This is a genomic window from Mesorhizobium sp. M0621 (assembly GCF_040320745.1).
Lineage (GTDB): Bacteria > Pseudomonadota > Alphaproteobacteria > Rhizobiales > Rhizobiaceae > Mesorhizobium.
Genome location: NZ_JAMYQF010000003.1, coordinates 17,544 through 43,790, shown reverse-complemented (window position 1 = coordinate 43,790; position 26,247 = coordinate 17,544). Strand labels below are relative to the sequence as shown.

Here is a 26,247-nt window from a genome sequence, read left to right as displayed (position 1 = left end):
GGCATCGCCTATTGCAGAACCAGGTCGGCCTGCAGGGCGCCGGCCGATTTGATCCCCTGCAGAATGGCAATGATGCCGTCCGGCTTGACGCCGAGACGGTTGAGGCCGGAAACGAGGGTCTGGAGATCGGGTCCGTCAAGCACGGCGACGCTGGCATCGGGCCGGCTGGCTTCGATGGCGGTGAACGGTTCGACGGCGGTCTCGCCCTTGGAGAAGGGCTCGGGCTGGACAACGCGTGGTGCTTCGGTGATGCGCACGGTGAGCGTGCCGTGGCTGATGGCGACCCGCGAGATCTTGACGTCGTTGCCGATGACGATGGTGCCGGTGCGCTCGTCGATGACGACACGGGCCGGCGTGTCGGATTCGACCACCAGGTTCTCGATCTCGGCATAGAAGCGAGCCGCCGAAACACCCTTTGGCCTTCTGATCTGCACGGTGCGCGAATCGCGCTCGGCCGCCACCCGCATGCCGAAGCGCTGGCTGGTGTAGTCGTTGATGGCGTCGGCAATGCGGATCGCGGTCGAGAAATCGGGATTGCGCAGTTGCAGCGTCAGTGTCGCCTGGTCGTCGAACTCGGCCTGGACAGCTCGCTCGACGATGGCGCCATTCGGCACGCGGCCGGAGGTCGGCACGCCTTGCGTCAACTGCTCGGCCTGGCCCTTGGCGGTGAAGCCGGACACGATGACCGAGCCCTGACCGACGGCATAAATTTCGCCGTCCGCCGCTTTCAAAGGCGTCATGATCAGCGTGCCGCCGGAAAGCGAGGTCGCGTCGCCCATCGAGGAGACGTCGATGTCGATGCGGGCGCCCGACTGCACGTAGGGCGGCATGTTGGCGGTGACGATGACGGCGGCGACGTTCTTGGCGCGCGCGCGACCGCCTTCGGTGGCTATGCCGAGATTTTCGAGCATGGCGCGGATCGACTGTTCGGTGAACGGCGAGTTGCGCAGACTATCGCCCGAACCGGCAAGGCCGATGACCAGGCCGTAGCCGACCAACTGGTTGTCGCGCGAACTCTGCAGCTGGGCGATGTCCTTGATGCGCGACGCGACCTGGCCCGGCGGCAGCGAACTCGGCCCGGACGAAACCCGGAACATGCGGCTGGTGGCGGCCGGATCATATTCGGGATCGTCGTAGACGCCGCCATTCTTGGCGGCGAGCTCGCGCTTGGCCTTCGGCGTCAGGCCGTCGGCCAGCGCCGGCTGCAGGCCAATCACGGCGGCCAATATCAGGGCAAGGCCGCGCATCATGAAGCGCTGACCTGGATGGTTCCGTCCGCCATCACCGTGCCGGACAGGATCTTGCCGCTGTCGATGTTGCGAACCTTGACGAGGTCGCCCGCGGCACCTGGCTGCAACGTCACGGCGGTTGCCGAGATCGTCAGTCCGCCGGCGATGAAGAAGACCTGCACGGACGCACCCTGTTCGACCAGCCAGGCTTCGCGGATGGCGGTGGAAGGGATGTAGCGGCCGGGCAGCAGCGTGCGCTTGGCGATCTTGCCGTCGAGATCCTCGGCCCGTGTGACGACCGCGTCCGGCTTGTGCTTGCCGGCGATGAGGGTCACCTGTTTCAGGGCTGTGAGCCCGATGGTCTCGCCGGGATAGATGACCCGGTTGGGAATCAGCACCACCTCGCCGACAGGTTGATTGCTGGCGATCTGAGTGGCCGATTGGCTTGTCGATTGGTTTGTCGATTCCTGGGCAAAGGCCGGCATGCCGCCGGTCACCAGCGCAAGGACGAGCGCGGTGCGGCGAAATGCGGACAGGAGGCCGGGCGTCGACATCATGCGTTACCGGATGTTCTTGGAGACGACGGAGGCCATATCGTCGGCGGCCTGGATGACCTTGGAGTTCATCTCATAGGCGCGCTGCGCCGAGATCAACTCGGTGATTTCCTTGACCGGGTCGACGTTGGAGGCTTCGAGATAGCCCTGCTGGATGGTGGCGAAGCCGGGGTCGCCCGGGACACCGACATTCGCCGGCCCCGAAGCCGTGGTTTCCTGGAACAAATTGTCGCCGAGCGGCGCCAAGCCTGCCTCGTTGGCGAAGTTGGCGATCTGAAGCTGGCCAAGGTTCTGCAGGTCGGTCTGGCCGTCGATGCGGGCGAAGACCTGCCCCGTCTTGTTGACGATGACCTCGACGGCATCGACGGGGACGTTGATGGCCGGAATGACGGCAGCGCCATCGACCGTCACCAGCTGGCCGGTGGCGTTGGTGTTGAGCGCGCCGGCGCGGCTGTAGAGCGTGCCGCCGTCTGCACCCTCGATCTGGAACCAGCCCCTGCCGGTCAGCGCCAGGTCGAAACTGTTGCCGGTGCTGGTCAGTTCGCCCTGCGTGTGCACGTTGCGCACGGCCGTCGTCTTGACGCCGAGGCCGATCGAGACGCCCTCCGGCACCAGCGAGGCGTTGGAGCGGTTGGGCACACCCTGCGTGCGATCGACCTGATAGAGCAGGTCGGAAAATTCGGCACGGGCGCGCTTGTAGCCGGTGGTGTTGATGTTGGCGATGTTGTTGGCGATGACTTCCAGATTTGTCTGCTGGGCATTCATGCCGGTGGCGGCGATGGCGAGTGCTTTCATGGCGGGATTCCTCAGATGCCCATTCGACTGACTTCGAGATAGGCGGAAACCACCTTGTCGCGGATGGCGACGGCGGTCTGAAGCGCCTGCTGCGCGCTCATCACGGCGTCGACCACCTGACGGGTGTCGGCGTCGCCCCTGAGCGCCTGCATCGACACCTGCTCGGCATTCTGCAGCGTGCTGACGGTCTTGGAGGCCGCCTGGCTCAGCGCCTCGGCGAAGGAGGTGCCGACATTACCACCGGCCGTCGCGCCGCCCTGCAGCAGGCTTGTCACCGCGTCGTCACCGCCGATCGACGACTTGAACTGAAGGGCTCCGATACCGCTGATCATTACTGGTTCCTCATCAGGTCGATGGTCATGGAAATCAGGTCGCGCGCCTGCTTGACGACCTGAAGGTTGGCCTCGTAGGAGCGGTTGGCCTCGGTCATGTCGGCCATTTCGATCAGCACGTTGACGTTGGGCATCTTGACGTAGCCCTTCTCGTCGGCGGCCTCGTTGCCGGGCTGGAACTCGACCGGAAAGTCGCCTGGATCACGGTCGATCGAGTTCACTGCAACCGTCGAGCTGCCGGAGGTCCGGTCGAGTTCGGAGACGAAGCTGATGGTCTTGCGACGATAGGGGTCGGAGCCGGGCGCGGTGCCGGTCGACTGGGCGTTGGCGAGGTTTTCGGAAACGACGCGCAGGCGCTCCGATTGGGCGCCGAGGCCGGATGCTGCGACTTTGAGGGCTGCGGTGAGCGCGTCCATGGTCAGCTCTTAACCGCCATCATCATCATCGAATGGAACGCCTTGACGATCGCCGTGTTAAGCTCGAAGGAGCGGCGTACCTCGCCGGCCTTCAGCAATTGGTCTTCCAGCACGACCGAGTTCTTGGACGGCATGACGACGCCGTCATCTTCCTGCGGCTTGATGGTGAAGCCGGCATTGGTCGCGGCGTTGCCGAGATGGCCGGCCTGCGTGGCCTGCAGCGACACAGCGGTACGGTCGAGCACCTTTTCGAACGGCTCGACGTCGTTTGCCGTGTAGCCCGGCGTGTTGGCATTGGCGATGTTGCCGGCGACGGCGGACTGGCGCACGGCCAGCCACTGGGCTTGCTTGGCGGCGAGGTCGAAAAGGGAAACGGGCTCCATGGGAATCTCCGAGCAGGTACTCAGAGACTAGGCCGCGAGTCTTGCGCGGGCCTTGCGAACGACCAGAGGCCGGAGGGCTGTTATCGCGAAAGCTCGATCACCTGGTCGGTGCTGGTGACCATGACCCATTTGCCTTTGCGCTGCTCGATGGAAGACACCAGGCTGGAATCTGGCAGTATCGAGCCGCGCTGGACGATCCAGAGGCCGGCATCGTCCTCGATCATCGCGCGGCCATTGGCGACATGGACCATGCGAAATTTCGCGGCGTCGGCCGGAAAGGGTTGATCGTCGGGTGCCGACGCGGGATCGGCATTGTCCTGCACCGCTCCCGTGGCGAGCAGATCGAGATTGGCCGCGGGAACGTCCTTCGCCGTCAGCGGCGCACTGCGTTGGGCGACCACACCGCCGCCCGCCCGTCCCGAATTGGTTCCGGAGCCGCCGAACTTCATTGCCTGGACGCCAAACTGTTCCTGGTTGAAGAAGATGTACCAGGGAAACAGGGCGCAGATCAGCCCGAGCGTGATGCCGAGCGCTGCAATGACGACATCGCTGCGTCGGTCGGACTTTTTCTTCAGCCTGGGAAACTGCGCCTTTGGCGGCTGCGGCCATTCGTGCCCGGAAGACTGCTGCCATTTCCGCGGCGAAAACAGGTCGTTGATGGCCGAGTCGCGGCTGGCCTCGGTCTCCTGGGCGGCCTTGGCTTCGGCGATCATGTCGCGCAGGACGCGCTCGGTGTACTGGCGTTCAGTCTCCGGCATCGGCGTTCAACTTGCTCTTGAGGTGGCGGGCGAGGTCGGAGAACGGATCGGCTGACGGGCGGTCCTTCGGCGATTGCGTCAGCGCTTCGTAGATCAGCGGCACCTGGCGCACGGCAATATCGAGTTCGGCGTCGACACCGCCCTGATAGGCACCCAGCAGGCGGATATCGCGCGTGTCCTCGAAGCGCGAGATCATCGACTTCAGCCTTGTCACCAGCGCGCGCTGTTCGGTGCTCCAGGCCTTGCCGGCCAGCCGCGATATGGACGACAGCGGATTGACCGGCGGGTAGCGGCCCTGTTCGGCGATGCTACGATCGAGCACGACGTGACCGTCGAGGATGCCGCGCACGGAGTCGGCGACGGGGTCGTTGTGGTCGTCGCCGTCGACCAGCACGGAAATAATGGCTGTGATTGATCCTTTGCCTTCGGTGCCTGGTCCGGCGCGTTCAAGCAGCTTGGGCAGTTCGGTGAACACCGAAGCCGGATAGCCGCGGGCGATCGGCGGCTCGCCGGTTCCCGTCGCCACCTCGCGCAACGCGTGGGCGAAGCGGGTGATAGAGTCCAGCACCAGGAGCACGCGATGGCCCTGGTCGCGAAAATGCTCGGCGACGCGCATAGCGGTGTCCGGCGCGCGCCGGCGCATCATGGCGCTCTCGTCGCTGGTGGCGACGACGGCGACAGTCTTGGCCATGCTGTCGCCGATCGTGTCCTCCAGGAACTCGCGGACTTCGCGGCCGCGCTCGCCGATGAGCGCCACGACGACGGTGTCGAATGCGTCGGCGCCGGCAAGCATGGCGAGCAGCGTCGACTTGCCGACGCCAGAACCGGCGAAGACGCCCAGGCGCTGGCCGAAGCAGAGCGGCGTGAAGATGTCGATGACCTTGACGCCGGTCATGAAGGCGGTGCCGACACGCTGCCGCGACATGGCGCCGGGTGTCTTCTGGGCGCCGCTCGATGCATCGTCACCCCTGACGAGCGGCATGCCGCCATCGATCGCCCTGGTGAGCGCGTCGATGGTGCGGCCGCGCCACGAGGCATGCGGCGCCACCGCAAGCGGACCGCGGCGGAACACGGCATCGCCGATGCCGGCATCGGCACTGCGTTCGAAGGGGGCTACTACAACCTCGTCGCGGCTGATCTTGACGATCTCGCCGCGGCGCGTGCCGCCATGGCCGCGCTGCTCGACGATGTCGCCCAGCCTGGCGAAGTCGGAAAGGCCGTGCACCTTGTAGTGCGTGGGCGTGACTTCGGTGACGCGGCCGCCGCGCTTGAGCAGCGCCTCGGCGTCGGCGAAACGCCGCCATATGCGCTCCAACGCGGCAAGCCGGTCTTCCGGCCCCGGCTGGAGCTGTTTTTCGAGAGCGCGGATGGATGGCTGGCCGAGCGACATGGGCTATTTCGAGCCGAGCGTCTTGATCGCCTCGTCGGTGGAGGAGTCGGTCTGCCGCATCAGTGCGGCGGTGTTCTCGAAGGCGCGCTGGACCATGATCAGCCGGGTGATCTCCAGCACCGGATTGACGTTGGATTCTTCGAGAAATCCCTGGGCGACACCAATATTGGAGCGATCGGTGACAGGCTCGGGCGTACGCGCCGGAACGATGCCGGAATTGCCGTAGCGGACGAAATTCTCGCCTGGATCGAAATTGTAGAGGCCGATGGAGCCGACAAGCTGATCGTTCTGGCGCAGCGAACCGTCGGCCCCGGCCTTGGGCGGACCGTTGCGGGGGTCGAGTTGGATCGGCGAGCCGCCGGCGTCGAGCACCGGGTGACCCTCGATCGACATCAGCTCGCCGTTCTCGTTCATCGAAAAGCGCCCGTCACGGGTCATGACGGTGCCGACCGGCGTCTCTATGGCGAACCAGGCATCGCCCTGGATGGCGAAATCGAAGGGATTTCCGGTCTCGCTCAAAGCACCGTGGGCGCCGGAAAGATAGGTCTTGCCGGAGGACGCGAAGGACACCGATTTCTGCCCGGTGCCGGAGACGACGTCCTCGAACTTCACGCCGGTGGCGCGAAAGCCGATCGTCGAGGCGTTGGCAACGTTGTCGGCGATCGTGTCGAGGCGGCGCTCGAGCGCGATCTGCGAGGAAAGGGCGACGTAGAGGCTATCCCGCATGATGTTCTCAGAACCTCAGTTTCTGCATGGCCATCATCAGGTCGGTGGAGATGCCGACCGTGATCGGCTGCGCGAAGAGCACGCTGACCGAGGTCACGGCCGATGAGGTCGGGTTGTTGATCTCGTACATGCTGGTGAAGCGCGTCAGGAACTTGCCGAGCTTCTCGGGGTCGGAGAAATCCGAGATGTCGAGTTTCTGCTCGAACAGCTGCGCCTGCTTGTCGACATCGGCAGTGGCGAAGGAATCGGGCAGCCCGAGCACGGTGCGCACGACGGTGGCCAGCGCGGTGTCGGCCAGCACGTCGTACCAGCTGGTGATAGCCGATGCCTTGCGGTCGAAATACAACGCCAGCCGCACGCCCTGGTTGGTCTTGCCGGCGTCCTCTTCGAGGGTCTGGCGCATGTATTTGTCGACGGTAGGCTGCTGTGCCGGATTGATGGTGGTGGCCGCTTCGCCGTATTGTTCGAAGTTGAAGGCGGAGGCAAGTGCGGCGTAAGTTTTGTCCGTCATCTTGTTGGCGACGCTGCCAGGATCGCGGACGCCACTTTGCAGAACCCGCTTGATGAGGGCCTTGTCCTCCGTCGCCGAATCGAGACCGAATGACGCCAGCGCGTATGTGTAGAGCCGATTGTTCGACATCAGATCGTCGATCGACTTCACCTTGGTAATGTTGGCGAGATAGTATGTCGTCTCGCCTTTCACATAGTCCGAATTCGGATCGAGGCCGGCGATTTTCGCCTGGATGGCGTAGTTCTTGGTCACCATCTGCTGCGTCTTGTTGTAGGTGGTCGTATCGGCACCGTTGGCGGCGAAATTGAAGGCGCTGACGAAATCGGCGTAGCGCTTGTCGGTCAGCTTGTTGGCGAAGCTGTCGGGATCGGAGACGCCTTCCTTCAGTGCCTTGACCATGAAGGCCTTGGCGTAGGCCATGTCCTCGAGCCCGTAGGCCTTCATGGCATATTTGAACAAACGGTCATTCTTGACGAAATCGTCGATCGATTTCACCTTGGTGATGTTGGCGAGATAATATTTGGTGTCGCGATCAACCACAGGCTGCTGCTCGATCCTGTCGAGCGACTTTGAAATGTCCTTGGTGATGAGCTGGTAGCTGGTAAAGGTGTTAAGCAAAAGACGTGCCTCCGGCCGAAGCTATGTCGGGACAATACCCCTACTTCCTTGCGCGAAACTGAATCGGATCCAGTGGCTTCGATTCAAGCCTCACACAAGGCACGGGGGCTATCCCTTGCTCGCGATGTGAAATGCGGAAGGACCTGTCGTGGGCATTCTGATTGGACTGGTGGTGACGCTCGGCTGCGTCCTTGGCGGCTTCATGGCCATGGGCGGTCATCTTCGCGTGCTGATACAGCCATGGGAGGCCGTGATCATCTGTGGCGCGGCTTTTGGCACCTTTCTCGTCGCCAATCCGATGAAGACGGTCAAGGACACCGGCAAGGGCATTCTCGAAGCCTTCAGGCAGGCGGTGCCGAAGGAGCAGGACTATCTCGAAACGCTCGGCGTGCTGCACTCACTGATGCGCGAGTTGCGGTCGAAATCCCGCAGCGAGGTCGAGGCGCATATCGACAATCCGGAAGAGTCGGCGATTTTCCAAGCGTTTCCGACTGTGCTGCATAACCATGACCTGACACATTTTATCTGCGACTACTGCCGCATCATCATCATCGGCAACGCCCGCTCGCACGAGATCGAGGCGCTGATGGACGAAGAAATCCAGACCATCAAGTCCGACAAGATGAAGGCCTATCACGCGCTGGTGGCGGTGGGCGATGGCTTGCCGGCGCTCGGCATCGTCGCCGCCGTGCTCGGCGTGGTCAAGGCGATGGGCGCGCTCGACCAGTCGCCGGAAATCCTCGGCGGTCTGATTGGTGCCGCACTTGTCGGAACGTTCCTCGGCATCTTCCTGTCCTATTCGGTGGTCGGGCCTGTCGCCACCAAGATCAAGACGGTGCGTGAGAAGAAGAATCGCCTCTACATCATCGTCAAGCAGACGCTGCTGGCCTACATGAACGGTGCGCTGCCGCAGGTGGCGATCGAGTTCGGCCGCAAGACCATATCGTCGTATGAACGGCCGACGATCGACGCCGTCGAGCAGAGCACGATGAACACCGGCGCCGTCGAAAAGAAGGCCGCCTGAACGATGCGCGACAGAATGGTCCCACCACTGTCATGACCAGTCCAGGCAGCCCATCGGAAGCGCGTTCGCTGATCATCGAGCGCCTCGTCGGCGACAGCGGCGAGGCCGCGCAGGTCATCGATGCAGGCCGCGCCATGGCCGAGCGCGCTGTGCCGCTGCTGCAGAAAAGCCTGACTGGCGAACTTGGCGTTCCGGTCATTGTCGATCTCAAAGCGATCGAGATCAGCCGCGTACCCGAGGCGCGTTCCCGCGCCGGTGAGAATTTCGCGATGACCGTCGTTGCCTCGCCAGCGTCTTCCGATGCAGTGACCCTCGTCATCGATGGCGCCGCGATCGCCATCATGGTCTCGACGCTGTTTGGGGGTGACCCGGATATGCCGGTGTCGCCGATCGAGCGTGATCTGTCGCCGATCGAGACCGACGTCTCGACGATGGTGTTTCAGCAAGTCGCGCAGGCGCTGAACGGATCTGGTCGGCGCTCGCTTGAGCTACGGCTTCCGGCGCCGCGGGCGATGTCTGGCATGGAGGCCAAGCGACACGTGCTGCGCGACGGCGCCGCACTGCGCATCGTCCTCGGCATCTCGACGCCGGCCGACAGCGGCAGCATCACCGTGACGATGCCGCAGCGCATCGTGCTGGCCGGTCGGGACAGCGTTGCCGCCGTCAGCGAGAAGGATCAAAACGCCAGCTGGCGCGCGCGCTTTTCGGAAGAGGTTATGCGCTCAACGGTAGCGCTCGAAGCCACCATGCCGCTGGCCCGGCTGACGCTCGGCGACCTCGCCAACTTCGACGTCGGCCAAGTCATCGAATTCGAGGAAACGGCGCAATCCCAGGCGCGTCTCAGTGCCCACGGCAAGACGCTGTTCGTGTGCGAGTTCGGCAAACTGGGACAGAATTACACCGTCCGAATCAAGCATCCCTACGATGCAGGGCAGGACTTTATCGAAGCGCTGATGCCGGCTTCTGCCGGCCGCGCCTGACATTTGGAGACGATTTGATGGCCAAGACCAAGGTGGAAGCCGACCTCGACCAGCCGGACGAGCAGCTCGATCGTGCCATCGAAGAGTTGCGCGGGGTCCTGCACGAAGAGGAACAACGCCCAGACGCGGCGTTCAGGGCCGCTTCCGGCGCCAATTCGAGCGTCATCATGAACATCCCCGTCGATGTCCAGATCATCCTCGGCAGCACCGAGATGCCGGTCTCCGATCTGATGGCGCTGCAGAAGGGGTCGACGGTGGCACTCAATCGCCGTATCGGCGAACCCGTCGACGTCGTGGTCAACGGCCGCAAGATCGCGCGCGGCGAGATCACCGTGCTGGAGAGCGATCCGTCGCGCTTCGGCATCAGGCTGACCGAGATCATTGCCGGCACGAAGGGCGCCTAGATATGGATTGCGGAGCTTGCCGGTGGCAGCAGAGGCGAGTGGCATGACGACGCCGGTTACCTTGACCCGCGCGCAGAAAGCAGCCGCCATTCTGGTGGCGATGGGCAAGCCATCGGCCAGCCGCCTGTTGAAATTCTTCAAGCAGGAAGAACTGAAGGCGCTGATCGAGGGCGCCCGCCTGCTGCGGACGATTCCGCAAAGCGATCTCGAGCGAATCGTGGCCGAGTTCGAGGCCGAGTTCACCGAAGGGGCGGGATTGCTCGATTCCGCCGATAGGATGGACACCATCCTCAATGAGTCGCTGTCGCCCGAAGAGATGAGCGCGATCATGGGCGACAAGAGATTCGAGGTCGCCCCGGAAGGCCCGCCGCCGATCTGGCCAGAGCTCGAAAAGCTCGAACCGGCGCGGCTTGGCGCCTTCCTGGCCGGCGAGCATCCGCAGACCGCGGCCATGGTGCTGTCCAAGCTGGCGCCGCAGGTTGCGGCGAGCGTGCTGCTGACACTGACCAAGCCGATGCGTGGCGAAATCATCAAGCGCATGGTGACGATGGCCAATGTTCCGGACACCGCCAGCAAAATCGTCGAAAACCGGCTGCGCACCAGCGTGCTGGCGGAAACCTCGACCAAAGATACTTCTGCAGGGCAGGCGCGTGTCGCCAGCGTTCTCAACGAACTGGACAAGCCGCTGCTCGAGGAGGTCATGCAGGATCTGGAGGCTGCCGGCACGCCCGACCTCGATGGTGTGCGGGCCCGCCTGTTTGCCTTCGACGACCTGCCGCTGCTCACCCAGAAGGCACGGGTGCTGCTGTTCGACGGACTGTCGACCGAACTGGTCACGCTGGCCCTGCGCGGCGCGCAAGCGGGACTTGCCGAATCCGTGCTGTCGGCGATCGGCGCGCGGTCGCGGCGCATGATCGAAGCCGAACTCGGACAAGGTTCGGAAGGGATTCCTCTCGCCGATATCACAGCAGCACGCAAGACGATCGTGACGACGACGATCCGGCTGTCGCGCGAAGGCGCCTTCGAACTTCCGTCGACCCAAGACGCCGCCTAAAGCCGCGCCATGGCTGACGCGGTCGACAAGGATTCGAAAACCGAAGAGGCGACGGAAAAGAAGATCCGCGACACTGTCGAACAGGGCAAACTGCCCCATTCGCGGGAAACGGCGCTCCTTGCATCGTTCGTTGCCATACTGGTGTTCACCGTTTTCTACGCCAAGGACGCGATCATCGATCTCGGCATGTTCCTGTCGATGTTCCTGGAGAAGCCGGAAGCCTGGCCGATGGACACCGAGACCGATGTCATCGCGCTCTACAAGATCGTCCTCCTCGAAGTGGGTCGCGCCGTCCTGAGCCTGATGGTGCTGCTGACTGTCGCCGGTATCGGCGCCTCGGTGTTCCAGAACATGCCGCAATTCGTCGGCGAGCGGGTGCGGCCGCAACTGTCGCGTATCTCGATCGCCAAGGGCTGGAACAGGCTGTTCGGCATTCAGGGTTGGGTCGAGTTCCTGAAATCACTCGGTAAGGTCGGCTTTGCCATCGTCGTGCTGAGCTTCACTTTGTCGGAAGATCACCGCAAGCTGCTCGCCGGCATGATCACCAATCCGGTCGCTTTCGGACTCGTCATCCGCGGCATTGCCGTCGACATACTGGTGGCGATCGTCTTCGTCATGGGGCTGATCGCGGCGGTCGACATCGTCTGGTCGCGCTTCCACTGGAAGCAGGATCTGCGCATGAGCAAGCAGGAGGTCAAGGACGAGTTCAAACAGTCCGAAGGCGACCCCATCGTCAAGTCGCGGCTGCGCTCGCTGGCGCGTGACCGGGCGCGCAAGCGGATGATGACAGCGGTGCCGCGCGCGACGCTGATCATCGCCAACCCGACGCACTTCTCGATCGCGCTCAAGTACGTGCGCGACGAGGACTCGGCACCAATGGTGTTGGCCAAGGGCCAGGATCTGGTGGCGCTGAAAATCCGCGAGATCGCACGCGAAAACAACATCCCGATCTTCGAGGATGTGGCGCTCGCCCGCTCCATGTACAAGCAAGTTTCGGTCGATAGTGTGATCCCATCGCAATTCTACCAGGCCGTCGCCGAACTGGTGCGGATCGTCTACTCGAAAAAGGCTGAGCGCAGACAGATTTCATGAACCGTCAACCGCACGCAAAATCCCGCGAGATCATCGTTGCCAGCGCCATCGAGCAAGTGGTGGGGGAACTGAGGCTGATCGATGTCGCCGACTATATCGCCTTCATCCGGCTGGAGCATTTCGCGTGCCTGTCGGATCTGGTCGATTCAGCGGTGGAGCTGTTCTTCCTGCCAGGCACGCTGCGGCTCGGCCATGGCGGCGAGGCGCATGTCGACTGGAGCGGCAACCCGCGCATCGTGCTCGATCTGGAGCTGAGGCCGCCTGGCGTCACCGTCTATTTCCAACTGACGCTGAGCGAGAACGGCGCTTCGGTGGTGGTCAACTACGTGTCGTTCGAGAAGCCGGGCGAAGACCCGGAGCACAACACGGCGCTGCTCGAGGCGGTGATCGAACAGGCGCGTATCCGCAAGGTCGAGCCGCTGGCCTTTCGCGGAACATCGATCGCTTCCGACGGCCGCCGGCCAATCCTATAGTTGCCTTATTCGATCAGGCCAAGCCGCAGCGCCTTGGCAACGGCCTGGTTGCGGTTGACCGCGTTGAGCTTTTGGGTCGACTGGGTCAGATACTGGTTGGCGGTGTGCACCGACAGTTTCAGCAGCCGGGCGATCTCCTCGCTGGTGTTGCCATTGGCGGTCAGTTTCAGGCATTCGAGTTCGCGCTTGGAGATCGCGCGCGTCCTGCCGGCATCGCCAGGGCGGATGCGGGCGACGGCGGCGAACAGCGAGAAGCAGCGGGCGTGGATCTCGTAGAGCGCGTCCTGCGGCAAGGTGATCTCCGATCCGAGGAACACGACAAGGCCGCACTGCCCACGGTCGGCGTGGACGGGAAACGCGATGCCGCTGGTGCCGGGCGCCAGCGGCGCCATCTGCTCGGTCCAGGCGAGATTGCCGAACATCTCCGCCATGGCGGCGAGGCCATCGTCTGTCCACCAGCGCGGTTCGGTCGAGATGCGGGTGTGGCGCACGACCTCCTCGCCATTGGCGCCTGAAATGAATTTCGTCGCCACCGCAATGCCGGGGTAGTCGGAATCAAGGCAAGGGACGAGCCGTGCGCGTTCGGGCGAGGGGCTGACGAAGAACAGGCCAAAGGCGGAGGCGTTGATGTCGACAGCGATCCAGCGGCAGCGTCGCACGGCATCGGGAATGGTGACGGCGTGATGGGTTTCGGAGCCGAGCGAAAAGGCGCCGAACGGATTGCGCTGCTCGTTGAAAAGGGCTTCGGCAGCCTCCTTGATGTCGGCGTGTTTCAAATGATGCCGCTCCTGATCGCCGTGGCGATGGCCATCGCGCGGTTGCTGGCCGCGAACTTCTGGATGGCGTGGGTGATGTAGCTGTTGACGGTGTTGGAGGAGACGCCAAGGATAACGGCGACCTCGTCGGTGGTCTTGCCCTCGGAGACCCAGAACAGGCATTCGCGCTCGCGATCCGACAGCGGATCCTGCATGGCGGCGGCGGCAATCAATTGCGGGATATGCGAAAGCGCGTAGCAGCATTTCAGCTGCGCCCTCATCAGCGCCGGCTGGTCGATGCTTCCGGCGGTCGCCGCGGAGAACAGGGCGAACAGGCGCTGGCGGCCGACATTGAGGCGCAGCGAATAGATCTCGGCATGGCCAAGCACGTCGAGAAGGCGCGCTTCCTCACCGGTGATCAATCCGTCAGTCTCGGGCGCCTGGGATGCCACCAGAGCGATCGGACGGATGCCGGGCGCGACGGTGAGCGCGCCTTGTGCAAGCCCGGCGATCAGCCGCTTGCCGGTCAGCTCGATGGCGTCGAAAATCCAGTTGGACGAGACGATGCGCGCATCGTTGCGGTCCTGGTCATGGACGATCGCGACCAGCATATAGCTGTCGGCGCCGATCTCGGCGGTCAGTTGCATGAAAAAGCTGGTGAGATCGCCGCGCGACGTCAGGCGCGAGCCCAATGTGTCGGATTGAAGTAGCGCGGCGGGACTGCTCATTCTTGTTGCTTTTGGCCGGAATCGTTTCTGCTGTCCGGATGCTGGAAGCCAGCCGCCGAACCCGAATACGCATTACTTTGACGAAGACACACGCGTGGCGCAGGGCTGCGCCAACCAGATCCGAATCCATTCGGGGAACGCGAAGCCGTCCGCGTCTGGTGCCGGAAAAGCTCCGGAACAAGAGACTTTGGGTGGTCGCCGCGCCCCCCGAGGACCGGCTGATTCGGGTCTAATCTACCCGCAGTTGAATCCGACATCAAACGCGATTTGACAAAATCGAATCCGGTGGACTCACGTACGACTCAGAGGCGGACTCCAAGCCGTTTTTGCCGCCCTGACGCACCTGAAACGTCGGCACAAAAAAACCCGGACCTTGTTGCAAAGCTGCCGTATCGAAGACTGATCGATTCCGATAGTTTTCGCTGATCGACAGGGATGGGGCGTCCCTTCGATCCGACCGGGCGAGATGGGTAGCCCTTATTGGCGGCCATCGGCATGGGGCGGTACGCAGATCCACGCTGATTGATAGGTTCAATGCGCGGCCGCCGGCCGCGCACAAATTTTAGCACTAGTGGTTTCGGGGGAAACAATGAGCGATTCATTTCGGGAAGTAACATCCGTCTCGTGGTTCGGGCGGATCAAGCGCGCGGTCGGCGGGGTCGTCTTCGGCCTGCTTCTGGTCGTGCTGATGGTGATCGGGCTGTTCTGGAACGAGGGCCGCGCGGTGCAGACGGCACGCTCGCTGGCCGAAGGGGCCGGCGCCGTGGTTTCAGCCAGCGCTGACAGCGTCGATGCCGCCAATGACGGCAAATTGGTGCATGTCAGCGGCCCGGTGACGGCGGACAGTGGTCTCGCGGATCCGGATTTCGGCATTGCGGCGCAAGGGCTGCGGTTGTCGCGCGGCGTCGAGATGTATCAGTGGAAAGAGGAGTCCAAATCCGAGACCACGAAGAAGCTTGGCGGCGGCGAGGAGACGGTGACCACCTACAGCTATTCGAAGGTGTGGGACGACAGCCAGATCGACTCATCGGATTTCAAGAAGCCGGACGGCCACCAGAATCCGCCGATGGCGATCCACAGCCGGACCTTCCAGATTCCGGAGGGCAAGCTTGGCGCTTTCACGCTTGATCAGCCGGTGCTTGATCGCATCGAGGGCGACAAGGACTATTCGCTGTCGGCCGACCAGTCAGCCGCGATCAAGGCCGCCTATACAGGCGCCAGGCCGCTCAGCGTCGTTGACGGCAAGATCTATCTCGGCGCGGACACGACGACGCCGACGCTGGGCGACTACCGCATCGGCTATGAGCTGGCGCCGCTCGGCGTGATCAGCATCGTCGCGCGCCAGGCCGGCAGCCGGTTCGAGCCCTACCAGACAGAGGCGGGCGATGCGTTGCTGATGGTCGACGCCGGCACTGTCCCGGCCGACAAGATGTTCGCCGAGGCGGTCAGCGCAAACACGCTGATCACCTGGCTGCTGCGCGCCGCCGGCCTTTTGTTGCTGACGATCGGCTTTGGCCTGTTCCTCAGCCCGATCGGCGTGATCCTCGACGTCATCCCGTTCCTCGGCAGTATGGCGCGGATGGGAACCGGCATCATCGCCTTCTTCCTGGCGATCCTGGTCGGCACGACGACGATCGCCATTGCCTGGTTCTGGTATCGGCCGGTTCTGGCGGCGGGTATCCTTGCGGCCGGTGTCATCGCGGCGGCGGCGGTCTACTACTTCGGCCGCTCGCGCAAAGCAGTTGCGCCGGTTGCAGTGCCGAACACCGGAGCGGCAACCTAGGTCGAACGCCGAACGGCTACCGCCGTTCGGCGCTCATTCTTACCGATCCTCGAAACCGGTCAGCACGCCGACGGCGTTGACGCCGATCTCCTCGACGGCATAGCCGCCTTCCATGACGAACAGCGTCGGCAGGCCGAGCTTGGCGATGCGGCGGCCGATCTTTGGGTAGTCTGATGTTTTCAGCTTGAACTGGCTGATCGGGTCTTTCTCGAACGTATCGACACCGAGCGAGACGATGACGATATCCGGTGCATAAGCGGCAAGCTTGGCGCAAGCGTTCTCGAGCGAGGCGTTCCAGGCGTCCCAATCGGTGCCGAAGGGCATCGGATAATTGATGTTGAAGCCTTCGCCGGCACCGGCACCGCGTTCGTCGGCATGGCCGAGGAAGAACGGGTACTCGACAAGGGGATCGCCATGCAGGTTGAGCACCTGGACGTCGGCACGGTCATAGAAGATCTCCTGGGTGCCGTTGCCGTGGTGGTAGTCAACATCGAGGATCGAGATGCGTTTGGCACCCTGGTCGCGGAACCATTGCGCGGCGACGGCGGCGTTGTTGATGTAGCAATAGCCGCCCATGAAGCCGGCACCGGCATGGTGGCCGGGCGGACGGCAGAGCGCGAAGGCGGAAGCCTCGCCGTCCTTGACCAGGCCGGCGGCGGTCAGCGCCACGTCATAGGACGATTTGATCGCGGCCCATGTGCCTTCGACGAAGGTGGCACCGGCGTCGAAGGAATAGTAGCCGAGCAGGGCGTCGACGCGCTTCGGCGGCACGTCGCCGCGCAGGCCGCGCGTCGGCCAGGTGAAGGGCATCGCCGTGCCCGTCAGGCCGGCTTCCACCCATAGCGGCCAGACCGTCGGCAGGAAGTCGATATAGTCTGATTTGTGGATGCGCTTGGCGGCGGCGAGATCATGCTCGAGCGGCAGGACGATCGGCCCCAGTTTCTCGCTTTCGACCCGCGCCTTGATGAATTCGGCCCGCGAGGGCTTTTCGAAACCCGGAACGATGGCCGAGGTGACGAGTTCCATCTGGCCGGCATGGCCAGCATGAAGCGGCGAATAGACAGTCTTCATGAAATTCCTCTCGAAGTGCGAAGTCAGTCAAGGTTGAGATAGGGGCTCACCAAAGCGAGCCACATTCTTTCCACATCGTCCTCGATGAGGTCGTATGTCTTGCGGTCTCTTTTCAGCCCGACAAGCCGGCAGGCGTGCCCGACGTCCATCATCAGCACACCCAGCCGGCTGGCGATCTTGTCTTCAAGAGCCGGGTTCACATGCTGCAGCCAGGCGGCGTAGAGGGCGATGATCTGCTCGTCATATTCGTCCTGGATCGGCCTGAGGTCGGCATTGCCAGATATGGCCTCGATCACCGGCATCAGGGTGGCGTTTTCGAGATATATCCTGGAGGTATCGACGAAGAGCTTGCGCACTTCCCGCCGAAACTCTTCGCGGTTGGTGGGCGGGGCGGCCTTGATGCGCCTCGCGATGACCTCGGGAAAGGATGACAGCCAGCGCCGGGCGAGGTCCAGAAGAATGGCTTCCTTGTTGGGAAAGTATTGGTAGACCGAGCCGACCGACAAGCCTGCGCGCTGCGCAATAGCGAGCGTCGTCGGCGTCCTGGTTCCTTGCTCCCGCGTCAAGATCAGCGCCGCGTCGAGAATCCTGTCGACCACCTTGCTCGACCGTTGTTGCCGCGGCTGCTTGCGCGGTTCGAGCGCTATCCTGGTTTTGCGGTCGAGACTGCGCTTCACGGCTTGATGTCCTCGTTCCCCGCCCGGTCTCAACATGGGCAGAGCGTGCTGTCCACAATACATTCCAGATTCCGCATGTTGACAAACGCGAATAATCAGTCGCATTCTTTATCCCACGCTGCCTCTTGGGATGACAAGGGGAATTTCCAAGACAGCGCACTGGCATTCTTTTTCGTCCGTGGCGCCGCTCCGGTGGAGTGGCAGGTCGTTGGACAAGTCTGTCGGTCCAGTCAGTCGTCAAAAGCGCGGAGTCGCGATGTCTGTCACAGGTGCGGGGCACAATGCGGATCTGATCGTCATCAACGGTCGTGTGCAGACTATGGACGACGACAACCCCGCCGCCGAAGCCGTTGCCGTCAAGGACGGCGCCGTTGCCGTCAAGGACGGCGCCATCGTCGCCATCGGCAGCCGCGCCTCCATCGAAGAGCTCAGGGGACCGGCTACCAAGATCATCGACGCCAAGGGCGGCTCGGTCTTGCCGGGCTTCATCGAAGCCCACATGCATCTGTTTTCAGGCGGGGCAGAGCTTGCTCATCTCCAGCTTGTCGGGGTCCACGGCTTCGAGGCGCTGCAAAAGGCGATCCGCGACTATGCGCCGACGCGGCCTGATGCTCCGATGCTGGTCGGCCAGGGCGTTGACTACACCGTACTCGGCAACGAGCGGGTGACGCGCCATCACCTCGACGCCATTTTGCCTGATCGCCCGTTCTGTATGGCCGCGCCCGATCATCACACCATGTGGGCCAACACCAAGGCGCTGGAGATGGCCGGCATCCTGCACGGGCGCACGCTCGGTCCGGGCAATGAGATCGTCATAGGTGATGATGGTCTGGCCGCCGGTGAATTGCGCGAAGGCGAGGCCTTCGGCCCGGTGCTCGACCTTGCCGGCGAAAGCCGGGTGCGGCTGGGGCTGTCGACCGGCGGCGAGCCGGATCCGATGCCGACGGCGGCCGAGCGGGCCGCCGACCGCGATATCATGCGGCGCGGGCTCGCCTGGTGCGCGCGCCATGGCATCACCTCGATCCAGAACATGGATGGCAACCTCTATCAGCTTGAGCTGCTGGCCGAGATCGAAGCCGAGGAAGGCTTGCCCTGCCGCGTTCAGATCCCGTTCCACTACAAGAATTTCATGACGCTCGACATGCTCGACAAGGCATCTGATATGGCCGAACGCTACAACAGCGAATGGCTGTCGTCGGGCATGGTCAAGGTGTTCTACGATGGCGTGCTCGATTCCTGGACGGCTGTCATGGTCGAGCCCTATGCCGACCGGCCCGACTGGGTCGGCGAGCCTTTGTTCACGCCGCAACAATTCATCGACCTTGCCGTCGCGGTCGACAAGCGCGGGCTGCAGATCGCCGTGCATTCGATCGGTGACGGCGCGGTGCGCGCGGTGCTCGACGGTTATGAGGCGGCGCAGAAGGCGAACGGCAAGCGCGACAGCCGCCACCGGGTCGAGCACATCGAGGTCACCACCACATCAGACGTGCCGCGTTTCGCAGAACTCGGCGTCATCGCCTCCATGCAGCCGCCGCATCCGCCAGGCGCCATGGACTTTCCGCTGGAGCCGACGGTGTCGCGCATCGGGCCGTCGCGCTGGCCGCTGAGCTATGCCTGGCGAACACTGAAGAATGCCGGCGCGCATGTCGTCTTCGCATCGGATTGGCCGGTGTCGCCGATCGATCCGATCCTGGGCATTCAGGCGGCAGTGTTGCGCAAGCCGTGGGCAGAAAGCGACCCGGACCAGAGTTTCTCACTGCATGAAGCGATCGCCGGTTACACGGTCGAGGGCGCTTACGCCGAATTTGCCGAACGCCGCAAGGGCACGCTGAAGTCAGGCTACATGGCCGATCTGGTGGTTTTGTCGATGGATATCGAGAAAACCGCCCCGGCCGATCTGCACAAAGTCCGACCGGTGACGACGATTTGCGGCGGCAAGATCACCTATCAGGCCTGACTATGGCATGGGGCTTGCAGGCCTCGATGACTGACTGAACTGTGACCCAATGCCGGGCTTGCCAACCCACCGGCCATGTGGTCACATCGAACAGGGGAAGAACTCCGCCAGCAAGAGCGGGGTCAACAGTGAGGCGTAATCGTGCCGGACAAACCGGATCGGAATGCGATTGAAGTAGTAAATGTCAGCAAAATTTTTGGATCAGGTGAGGGGCAGGTCGCTGCCCTCGATACGGTCTCGGTATCCATCCGCGAGAACGAGTTCTTCACGTTGCTGGGCCCATCCGGCTGCGGCAAGACGACGTTGCTCAGGCTGATTGCCGGCTTCGACTTCCCAACCGCTGGTGAAATCCTGCTCTATGGCCAGGACATCGCCCTGCTGCCGCCGTTCAAGCGGCCGGTCAACACTGTTTTCCAGTCCTATGCGCTGTTCCCGCACATGACGGTCGCCGACAATATCGGCTTTGGCCTGGAAATGCTGGGCAAGCCGAAAGCCCAGATCAAGGCGCGCGTCGCCGAGATGCTGAAGCTGGTCAAGATGGAGGCACTCGCCGGCCGTCGCACCAGCCAGATCTCCGGCGGCCAGCAGCAGCGCGTGGCGCTGGCGCGGGCGCTCGCACCTCAGCCGAAAGTGCTGCTGCTCGACGAACCCTTGTCGGCGCTCGACTACAAGCTTCGCAAGGAGATGCAGATCGAATTGAAGCGGCTGCAGCACGAAACCGGCATCACCTTCATCTTCGTCACCCATGACCAGGAGGAAGCGCTGACCATGTCGGACCGCATCGCGGTGATGTCGTCCGGCAAGATCCTGCAGGTCGGTTCGCCCTGGGATATCTACGACAAGCCTGCCGAACGCTTCGTTGCCGACTTCATTGGCGAAACCAACTTCCTTACGGCCGCCATCAGCCAGATGGCCAACGGCAAGGCGCGCGCGACGCTCAAATCCGGAGCGACCATCGAGGCGACCGTGGCCCAAGGTTTCCAGCCTAAGGCCAACGCCACGGTCGTGGTTCGGCCCGAACACGCCAAGCTGACCAAGGGCAAGGGCGAATTGTCCGGAACAGTCGACAACATTGTCTATTTCGGCACCGACACCCACATCCATGTTCATCTCGAGAGCGGCGAACTCTTCACCGTACGCCAGCAGAACACGCGCAGCGCGGGTTGTGGTTTCGAGAAGGGCGACACGGTCGGCATCCTCATCGGCAGCGATGCCGCCCAGGTCCTGAAGGACTGACGATGGCGACCGCGGAAGAAGTCGCCAAGGCAGCGGAACGGCGCGATATCCGTGACCGCTGGCTTTTGTCAGCCCCGGCGCTGTTGACCATTTTTCTCGCCGCGACCGGCCCGTTGCTGATCGTGCTCGTCTACTCGTTCTTGACGCCAGGCTCCTATGGCGACGTGAAGTGGCAGTTCTCGCCGGAAGCATGGATAGCAGTGTTTCTGGAACGCGATATCTTTGACGATACGCTTTCGATTGCCGCCGCCCATGTCACCATCTTCCTGCGCTCCATCAAGCTCGCAGTGGTGACGACCATCGCCACCTTGGTGCTTGGCTTTCCGACCGCCTATTTCATGGCGACGCGCAGTGAAAAGACGCGCGATCTCTGGCTGTTCCTGATTACCATTCCGTTCTGGACCAACCTGCTGATCCGTACCTTCGCGGTGCTGCAGATCATCCGCAACGAAGGCATCATCAACACGATCCTGCTCAAGCTCGGCATCATCTCGGCGCCGATCCAGATCCTCTACACCGACACGGCGATACTGATCGGCATGGCCTATGTCTATCTGCCGCTGATGGTGCTGCCGATCTACGCCAGCATGGAGAAGCTCGATTTCCGCCTAGTCGAGGCGGGCTATGATCTCTACGCGACACGCTTCCAGGTGCTGCGGCGGATCATCTTTCCGCTGGTCAAGCCGGGTGTCATCGCCGGCTCGATCTTGGTCTTCATTCCGGCACTTGGTGCCTATGTGACGCCGAGCGTACTTGGCGGCGGCAAGAACATGATGCTGTCCAACCTCATCGAATTGCAGTTCGGGCAGGGCCGCAACTGGCCGCTCGGCTCGGCGCTGTCGATCGCCGTCATGATCATCGTCATGGTGGCGCTGCTTGCCTATGTGCGCAACGCCGGCAAGTCGGGGGTGCGACATGGCTAAGAACTTTTCCATCAAGCACCAGCCTGGGTTCACCGCGATCGCCGCGACCTGCTTTATCGTGCTCTATCTGCCGATCATCGTGCTGGTCATCTATGCCTTCAACGCGGCGAGCTCGACCTCCGAATGGGGCGGTTTTTCGCTGAAATGGTTCCAGTCGGCATGGCAGAACACGCAGGTCATCGATGCCACGCTGCGTTCCTTCCAGATCGGCTCCGTCGCTGCGGTGCTTTCCACCATCTTCGCCACCATGGCGGCGCTCGCCACCACGCGCACCGCACCCTATCCCGGTCTCACCTTCAAATATGCGGCGATCAACCAGCCGCTGATGGTGCCCGAGATCGTCACCGGCGTGGCGCTGCTGATCTTCTTCTCGCGCATCAAGATCTTCACCGGCTATTCCGGCATCGGCTATCTGATCGCCGCGCACACGGCGTTCTGTATTCCCTTCGCCTACCTGCCGATACGGGCGCGGCTTGAGAATATGGACCTGACACTGGAGCGTGCCGCCGCCGACCTCTACGCGACGCCATGGAAAGCCTTCCGCCGCATCACGCTGCCGCTTTTGTGGCCCGGCATCCTGGCCGGGTTGATGCTGGCCTTCGTCATTTCGCTCGACGATGTCGTCATCACAGAGTTCGTCAAATCGGGCGGCCAGGATACGTTGCCCACCTACATGCTCGGCCAGATCCGCCGCGGCATCACACCCGAGATCAACGCGATATCGACCGCCTTCCTGCTGCTTTCGGTCGCGATCGTCACGTTGTTTTTCTTCGTCAGCAGGAAACGAGACTGAACCGACAATGGGAGTTAGAACCATGAACTGGAAGACAACAGCAACCGCCATGGGGTTGGCATTGCTCGCTTCGACGAGCCTGGCTCGCGCCGACGGCGAACTGAACATCTACAATTGGGGCAACTACACCAGCCCCGACGTGATCAAGAAGTTCGAGGCCAAATACAACATCAAGGTGACCATCACCGACTATGATTCCAACGACACCGCACTCGCCAAGGTTCGCCAGGGCGGCACCGGTTTCGACATTGCGGTCCCGTCGCAAACCTACGTGCCGATCTGGATCAAGGAAGGCCTCGTCCAGGAGACCGATCCGGGCAAGATGGAGAACTTCAAGAATGTCGCGCCCGAGTGGGCCAATCCGGAATTCGACCCGGGCCGCAAATATTCGGTGCCGTGGGCTCTGGGCACGGTTGGTGTCGTCGTCAACACCGACGCCTACAAGGGACCGGCCGACAGCTGGGGCATCATCTTCAACGTCCCCGACGAGCTGAAGGGCAAGGTCAATGTCGTTCCCGAAATGAACGACGTCATCTTCGCTGCGATCAAATATGTCGGCGGACAGCAATGCACCACCGACAAGGAAGTGCTGAAGAAGGTGCGCGATACGCTCGTCGCGGCCAAGCCGAACTGGATCGCGATGGAGTACAATACCATCGAGAAGATGGGCGCCGGCGACTTCAAGGCGACCAGCGACTGGAACGGCTCGGCGCTGCGCCAGCGGCTGGCCAACCCGGCCATCCACTACAACTATCCGAAAGAAGGCTTTGGCCTGTGGAGCGACAACGTCGTCGTTCTGAAGGAAGCCAAGAACGTCGAGAACGCCAAGCTTTTCCAGAACTTCATCATGGACCCGGAAAATGCGGCAGGTCTCTCGGCCTTCCATCGCTATGCCAACGCTATCACCGGATCGGACAAGTACATGCCGGCAGACATGAAGGACGCGCCGGAAGTTGTCATCCCGGCAGCCGACAAGCCGCATGCCGAGTTGCAGCAGATGTGCTCACCGGAAATCCAGGAGATCTACACCAAGATCTGGACCGAACTGCAGAAGTAACTGCGTTTTCGACGGACCCGGCGGCGTGCGCCGCCGGGTCCGTTTTTACGTTCAAGGGGCTCGGCTGTCATGGAATCCTACCGCAACTCCGATCCGCGGCCGCCGATCATGCAGGGCTCGCCGCCCGCCATGGTGCCGCCGAAGCTCGACTGGGACCGGCCACCGTGGAACCGTTGGGCGTTCCAGCACATCCGCGAAATTCTACCGACCGCCGAAGTCTGGCGCGGCAATGGCCATCGCCACCGGTTTGAACGCGCCGAGGTCGATCTCAATGGGCTGGCGGTCGAAGACAGCGAGGGCAAGCCGACAACGCTCGCCGAGCTGCTCGACGAGACCTATACGGACGGCTTCCTGGTGCTCAAGGACGGCAAGGTTGCCTATGAGCGCTATTTCAACGGCATGGGCGAGCGCACGCTGCACCTGTCGCAGTCGATGGCGAAGTCCGTCACCGGTTCGGTGTTCGGCATACTGGCGGGACGCGGCCTGATCGATCCTGCCAAGCCGGTCACTGATTATTTGCCGGAACTCAGCTCCACCGGCTGGGCCGGGGCCAGCGTCCAGCATGTGCTGGACATGACCAGCGGCGTCCGCTTCTCCGAGGAATATACCGACCGCTATTCGGACATCGGCCAGGTCGATGTCGCCACGGGGTGGAAGCCGGTGCCGCCAGACAGCGATCCGGCCTTTCGCTGGCCCTCGCACATGTTCGAACTGATCCTGGGCTTGAAGGAAACGATCCGCCCGCATGGTGCTGCCTTCGAATACCGCTCGATCGAGACCGACGTGCTTGCCTTCATCATGGAACGGGTGACGGGCAAACGGCTGCCGCAGCTGGTTTCGGAAGAACTCTGGCAAAAGCTCGGCGCTGATGAAAGTGCCTGCTTCACGGTCGACAGCGCCGGCTATGCGGTGGCCGACGGCGGCTTCAACGCGACGCTGCGCGACTACGGCCGCTTTGGCCAGCTGATCGTCGACAATGGTGGCGGCGTCGTGCCGGCCGAATGGATCGAGGCGACACGCAACGGCGCGCATGGGCCGGATTTCAGCCCCAGCCTGCCGGAGGGCAGCTATCGCAACCAGTTCTGGATCGAGGACCCGCGCTCGCGCGCGCTGATGTGCCGCGGCGTGTTCGGGCAGATGATCCATATCGACTGGAACACCGGTATGGTCGTGGTGAAGCTTTCGACCTATCCGGATTTCAGCAATGTCGCCTATTCCGTTGCGACGCTGAAGGCCGTGCATGCCATCGCCGCTGCACTGAGCTGACCCCACAAGAAACGACCCGGAAGGAACGGCCATGACCGGCAAGACCGCGTTCGAGACCCGCTACGGCTTCCGTCGCAACGAGGTGCTACTCGCCAACTGGCGCGAGAACCCGTTCAACCGGTGGTCGTTCCAGAATCTCGGCGAACTGGTGCCAACCGCCCGCGTGGCGGCGGCACCGGCTGGTGTCGAGACGACGGTCCGGGACATGGGCGGCCTGCTTGACGAGAAGGTCACGATCGCCAGCGTGCCGGAGACGGTGGCTGAATTTCTCGGACGTTCGAGCACCGATGCGCTGACGGTGATGAAGGGCGGCAAGATCATCGGCGACTGGTTCGCTCCGCATATGGATTTCGGCGCCCGCCACATCATCTTTTCGATCAGCAAGTCGCTGACGGCGATCGTCGCCGGCATACTGGAAGGCGAGGGTGGGTTCGACCCAGAAGCGCCGGTGACGCATTACATTCCGGAAGCCGCCGGCTCGGCCTATGGCGATGCGAGCGTGCGGCATGTGCTCGACATGAGCGTCAGCCTTGATTTCGAGGAAGCCTATCTCGATCCGGAGAGCGCTTTCGCCCGCTATCGCCGCGCCACGCTGTGGAATCCTGGCGGCGGCACGGAGAGCCTGCGGGAATTCATCTTGACTCTGCAGCGCCTGGCCGAGCCGCATGGCCAGACCTTCCGCTACCGTTCGCCCAATTCCGACCTGCTCGGCCTGCTGCTCGAACGAGCATCCGGCCAGCGCTTCGCCGACCTGATGCGCGAGAAATTGTGGCTGCCGCTTGGCGCTATCAGCGAAGCCTCGATCGGCGTCGATATGGAAGGCACAGCGCGCACCGCCGGTGGCATTTCGGTGACGCCGCGTGATCTGGCGCGTGTCGGCGAGATGATGCGGCAAGGCGGCACGGCCAATGGCCGCCGCATCGTGCCGGAAGCCTGGGTGCGCGATACGGTTGCTACCGGCGGCAGTGCGGAAGCCTGGCAGCGAGGCACGATGCTGCCGCTGTTCCCGAACGGCCGTTACCGCAACAAATGGTACCAGACTGGACACGAGAACGGCGCCTATTGCGGCATCGGCATCCACGGCCAGTGGCTCTATGTTGACCCAAAGGCCGAAGTGGTGATCGCCAAGATGTCGTCGCAGCCGGAGCCGGTCGACGATCCGCTCGATGTCGAGATCGTCGCCTTCTTCGAGGCGCTGAGCCGCATGGTCTGAGCGCCTGGGTCGCCGCATTAGCATGCGCATTCCTGTGGACCCGCCGGGC

At 62.8% G+C, this 26,247-nt stretch carries 28 protein-coding genes; 14 read left to right on the top strand and 14 right to left on the bottom strand.

Annotated elements, in window-relative coordinates:
• Positions 1–8 precede the first annotated feature (8 nt).
• The 10 genes from NKI38_RS02945 to NKI38_RS02900 all read right to left on the bottom strand — a co-directional run bounded on the left by NKI38_RS02945 (position 9) and on the right by NKI38_RS02900 (position 7,712).
• Positions 9–1,250 carry a flagellar basal body P-ring protein FlgI gene (locus NKI38_RS02945; RefSeq protein WP_352654639.1) on the bottom strand — a complete coding sequence of 414 codons (1,242 nt, stop codon included), beginning with the start codon at positions 1,248–1,250 and terminating at the stop codon, positions 9–11.
• Complete coding sequence (flgA, locus tag NKI38_RS02940) at positions 1,247–1,786, bottom strand: flagellar basal body P-ring formation chaperone FlgA (protein WP_352654637.1); 540 nt, start codon at positions 1,784–1,786, stop codon at positions 1,247–1,249. The genes NKI38_RS02945 and flgA overlap by 4 nt, the downstream gene beginning before the upstream one ends.
• Before the next feature lie 3 nt (positions 1,787–1,789).
• Complete coding sequence (gene flgG, locus NKI38_RS02935) at positions 1,790–2,578, bottom strand: flagellar basal-body rod protein FlgG (RefSeq protein WP_013529795.1); 789 nt, start codon at positions 2,576–2,578, stop codon at positions 1,790–1,792.
• 11 nt (positions 2,579–2,589) lie between these two features.
• Positions 2,590–2,910, bottom strand: coding sequence for a flagellar hook-basal body complex protein FliE (gene fliE, locus NKI38_RS02930; protein WP_352654635.1), 321 nt, complete (start codon positions 2,908–2,910; stop codon positions 2,590–2,592).
• Positions 2,910–3,326: a flagellar basal body rod protein FlgC gene (flgC, locus tag NKI38_RS02925; protein WP_352632673.1), complete on the bottom strand. Its 417-nt coding sequence runs from the start codon at positions 3,324–3,326 to the stop codon at positions 2,910–2,912. Before flgC ends, fliE begins: the two co-directional genes overlap by 1 nt.
• A gap of 2 nt (positions 3,327–3,328) precedes the next feature.
• Positions 3,329–3,709, bottom strand: a complete 381-nt coding sequence (gene flgB / locus NKI38_RS02920; RefSeq protein WP_109659404.1) for a flagellar basal body rod protein FlgB — start codon at positions 3,707–3,709, stop codon at positions 3,329–3,331.
• Between the two features lie 80 nt (positions 3,710–3,789).
• Positions 3,790–4,467, bottom strand: a complete 678-nt coding sequence (locus NKI38_RS02915) for a hypothetical protein (protein ID WP_352654633.1) — start codon at positions 4,465–4,467, stop codon at positions 3,790–3,792.
• A complete protein-coding gene (fliI, locus tag NKI38_RS02910; protein ID WP_352654631.1) occupies positions 4,454–5,857 on the bottom strand; it encodes a flagellar protein export ATPase FliI in 1,404 nt (467 codons plus the stop codon). The genes NKI38_RS02915 and fliI overlap by 14 nt, the downstream gene beginning before the upstream one ends.
• A gap of 3 nt (positions 5,858–5,860) precedes the next feature.
• Complete coding sequence (gene flgF / locus NKI38_RS02905) at positions 5,861–6,583, bottom strand: flagellar basal-body rod protein FlgF (RefSeq protein WP_352654629.1); 723 nt, start codon at positions 6,581–6,583, stop codon at positions 5,861–5,863.
• A gap of 7 nt (positions 6,584–6,590) precedes the next feature.
• Positions 6,591–7,712 carry a DUF1217 domain-containing protein gene (locus tag NKI38_RS02900; protein WP_352654627.1) on the bottom strand — a complete coding sequence of 374 codons (1,122 nt, stop codon included), beginning with the start codon at positions 7,710–7,712 and terminating at the stop codon, positions 6,591–6,593.
• 148 nt (positions 7,713–7,860) lie between these two features.
• Here NKI38_RS02900 and motA point away from each other — a divergent pair, with 148 nt between their 5' ends.
• From motA to NKI38_RS02870, 6 genes are read left to right on the top strand one after another with little or no spacing between them, the layout of a single operon-like run.
• Positions 7,861–8,736 carry a flagellar motor stator protein MotA gene (gene motA / locus NKI38_RS02895; RefSeq protein WP_352632678.1) on the top strand — a complete coding sequence of 292 codons (876 nt, stop codon included), beginning with the start codon at positions 7,861–7,863 and terminating at the stop codon, positions 8,734–8,736.
• 32 nt (positions 8,737–8,768) lie between these two features.
• Positions 8,769–9,716 (top strand): FliM/FliN family flagellar motor switch protein, encoded by a 948-nt coding sequence (locus NKI38_RS02890; RefSeq protein WP_352654625.1) that lies wholly within the window; start codon positions 8,769–8,771, stop codon positions 9,714–9,716.
• A gap of 17 nt (positions 9,717–9,733) precedes the next feature.
• Positions 9,734–10,120, top strand: a complete 387-nt coding sequence (gene fliN / locus NKI38_RS02885) for a flagellar motor switch protein FliN (RefSeq protein ID WP_023761675.1) — start codon at positions 9,734–9,736, stop codon at positions 10,118–10,120.
• Between the two features lie 43 nt (positions 10,121–10,163).
• Positions 10,164–11,174: a flagellar motor switch protein FliG gene (locus NKI38_RS02880; RefSeq protein WP_352632680.1), complete on the top strand. Its 1,011-nt coding sequence runs from the start codon at positions 10,164–10,166 to the stop codon at positions 11,172–11,174.
• A gap of 9 nt (positions 11,175–11,183) precedes the next feature.
• A complete protein-coding gene (gene flhB, locus NKI38_RS02875) occupies positions 11,184–12,266 on the top strand; it encodes a flagellar biosynthesis protein FlhB (RefSeq protein WP_352654624.1) in 1,083 nt (360 codons plus the stop codon).
• Complete coding sequence (locus tag NKI38_RS02870) at positions 12,263–12,739, top strand: BspJ family T4SS effector nucleomodulin (RefSeq protein ID WP_352654622.1); 477 nt, start codon at positions 12,263–12,265, stop codon at positions 12,737–12,739. The genes flhB and NKI38_RS02870 overlap by 4 nt, the downstream gene beginning before the upstream one ends.
• A gap of 5 nt (positions 12,740–12,744) precedes the next feature.
• On the opposite strand, the gene NKI38_RS02865 is transcribed toward NKI38_RS02870, so the two are convergent.
• Both NKI38_RS02865 and NKI38_RS02860 read right to left on the bottom strand, forming a co-directional pair.
• Positions 12,745–13,515, bottom strand: coding sequence for a helix-turn-helix transcriptional regulator (locus tag NKI38_RS02865; RefSeq protein ID WP_352654621.1), 771 nt, complete (start codon positions 13,513–13,515; stop codon positions 12,745–12,747).
• Positions 13,512–14,222, bottom strand: coding sequence for a helix-turn-helix transcriptional regulator (locus NKI38_RS02860; protein ID WP_352654619.1), 711 nt, complete (start codon positions 14,220–14,222; stop codon positions 13,512–13,514). Before NKI38_RS02860 ends, NKI38_RS02865 begins: the two co-directional genes overlap by 4 nt.
• 589 nt (positions 14,223–14,811) lie before the next feature.
• Between NKI38_RS02860 and NKI38_RS02855 the strand changes: the two genes are divergently transcribed.
• Positions 14,812–16,005 carry a TMEM43 family protein gene (locus NKI38_RS02855; protein WP_352654618.1) on the top strand — a complete coding sequence of 398 codons (1,194 nt, stop codon included), beginning with the start codon at positions 14,812–14,814 and terminating at the stop codon, positions 16,003–16,005.
• A 39-nt stretch (positions 16,006–16,044) separates the two neighbouring features.
• Here NKI38_RS02855 and NKI38_RS02850 read toward each other — a convergent pair whose 3' ends face one another.
• A complete protein-coding gene (locus tag NKI38_RS02850) occupies positions 16,045–17,076 on the bottom strand; it encodes a histone deacetylase family protein (RefSeq protein ID WP_352654616.1) in 1,032 nt (343 codons plus the stop codon).
• A gap of 23 nt (positions 17,077–17,099) precedes the next feature.
• Positions 17,100–17,858 (bottom strand): TetR/AcrR family transcriptional regulator, encoded by a 759-nt coding sequence (locus NKI38_RS02845; RefSeq protein WP_352654614.1) that lies wholly within the window; start codon positions 17,856–17,858, stop codon positions 17,100–17,102.
• Positions 17,859–18,009: 151 nt separating this feature from the next.
• Here NKI38_RS02845 and NKI38_RS02840 point away from each other — a divergent pair, with 151 nt between their 5' ends.
• The 7 genes from NKI38_RS02840 (at position 18,010) to NKI38_RS02810 (ending at position 26,198) form a co-directional block, all read left to right on the top strand.
• Positions 18,010–19,710 (top strand): amidohydrolase, encoded by a 1,701-nt coding sequence (locus tag NKI38_RS02840; RefSeq protein WP_352654612.1) that lies wholly within the window; start codon positions 18,010–18,012, stop codon positions 19,708–19,710.
• 141 nt (positions 19,711–19,851) lie between these two features.
• Entirely contained in the window at positions 19,852–20,946 is a 1,095-nt protein-coding gene (locus tag NKI38_RS02835; protein WP_352654610.1) for an ABC transporter ATP-binding protein, read from the top strand.
• 2 nt (positions 20,947–20,948) lie between these two features.
• Entirely contained in the window at positions 20,949–21,869 is a 921-nt protein-coding gene (locus tag NKI38_RS02830) for an ABC transporter permease (RefSeq protein WP_352654609.1), read from the top strand.
• Positions 21,862–22,662, top strand: a complete 801-nt coding sequence (locus tag NKI38_RS02825) for an ABC transporter permease (RefSeq protein WP_352654607.1) — start codon at positions 21,862–21,864, stop codon at positions 22,660–22,662. The genes NKI38_RS02830 and NKI38_RS02825 overlap by 8 nt, the downstream gene beginning before the upstream one ends.
• Positions 22,663–22,684: 22 nt before the next feature.
• Positions 22,685–23,719 (top strand): ABC transporter substrate-binding protein, encoded by a 1,035-nt coding sequence (locus NKI38_RS02820; RefSeq protein WP_352654606.1) that lies wholly within the window; start codon positions 22,685–22,687, stop codon positions 23,717–23,719.
• A gap of 69 nt (positions 23,720–23,788) precedes the next feature.
• Positions 23,789–24,985: a serine hydrolase domain-containing protein gene (locus NKI38_RS02815; protein WP_352654604.1), complete on the top strand. Its 1,197-nt coding sequence runs from the start codon at positions 23,789–23,791 to the stop codon at positions 24,983–24,985.
• Between the two features lie 31 nt (positions 24,986–25,016).
• A complete protein-coding gene (locus NKI38_RS02810) occupies positions 25,017–26,198 on the top strand; it encodes a serine hydrolase domain-containing protein (protein ID WP_352654602.1) in 1,182 nt (393 codons plus the stop codon).
• The last annotated feature ends 49 nt before the right edge of the window (positions 26,199–26,247 follow it).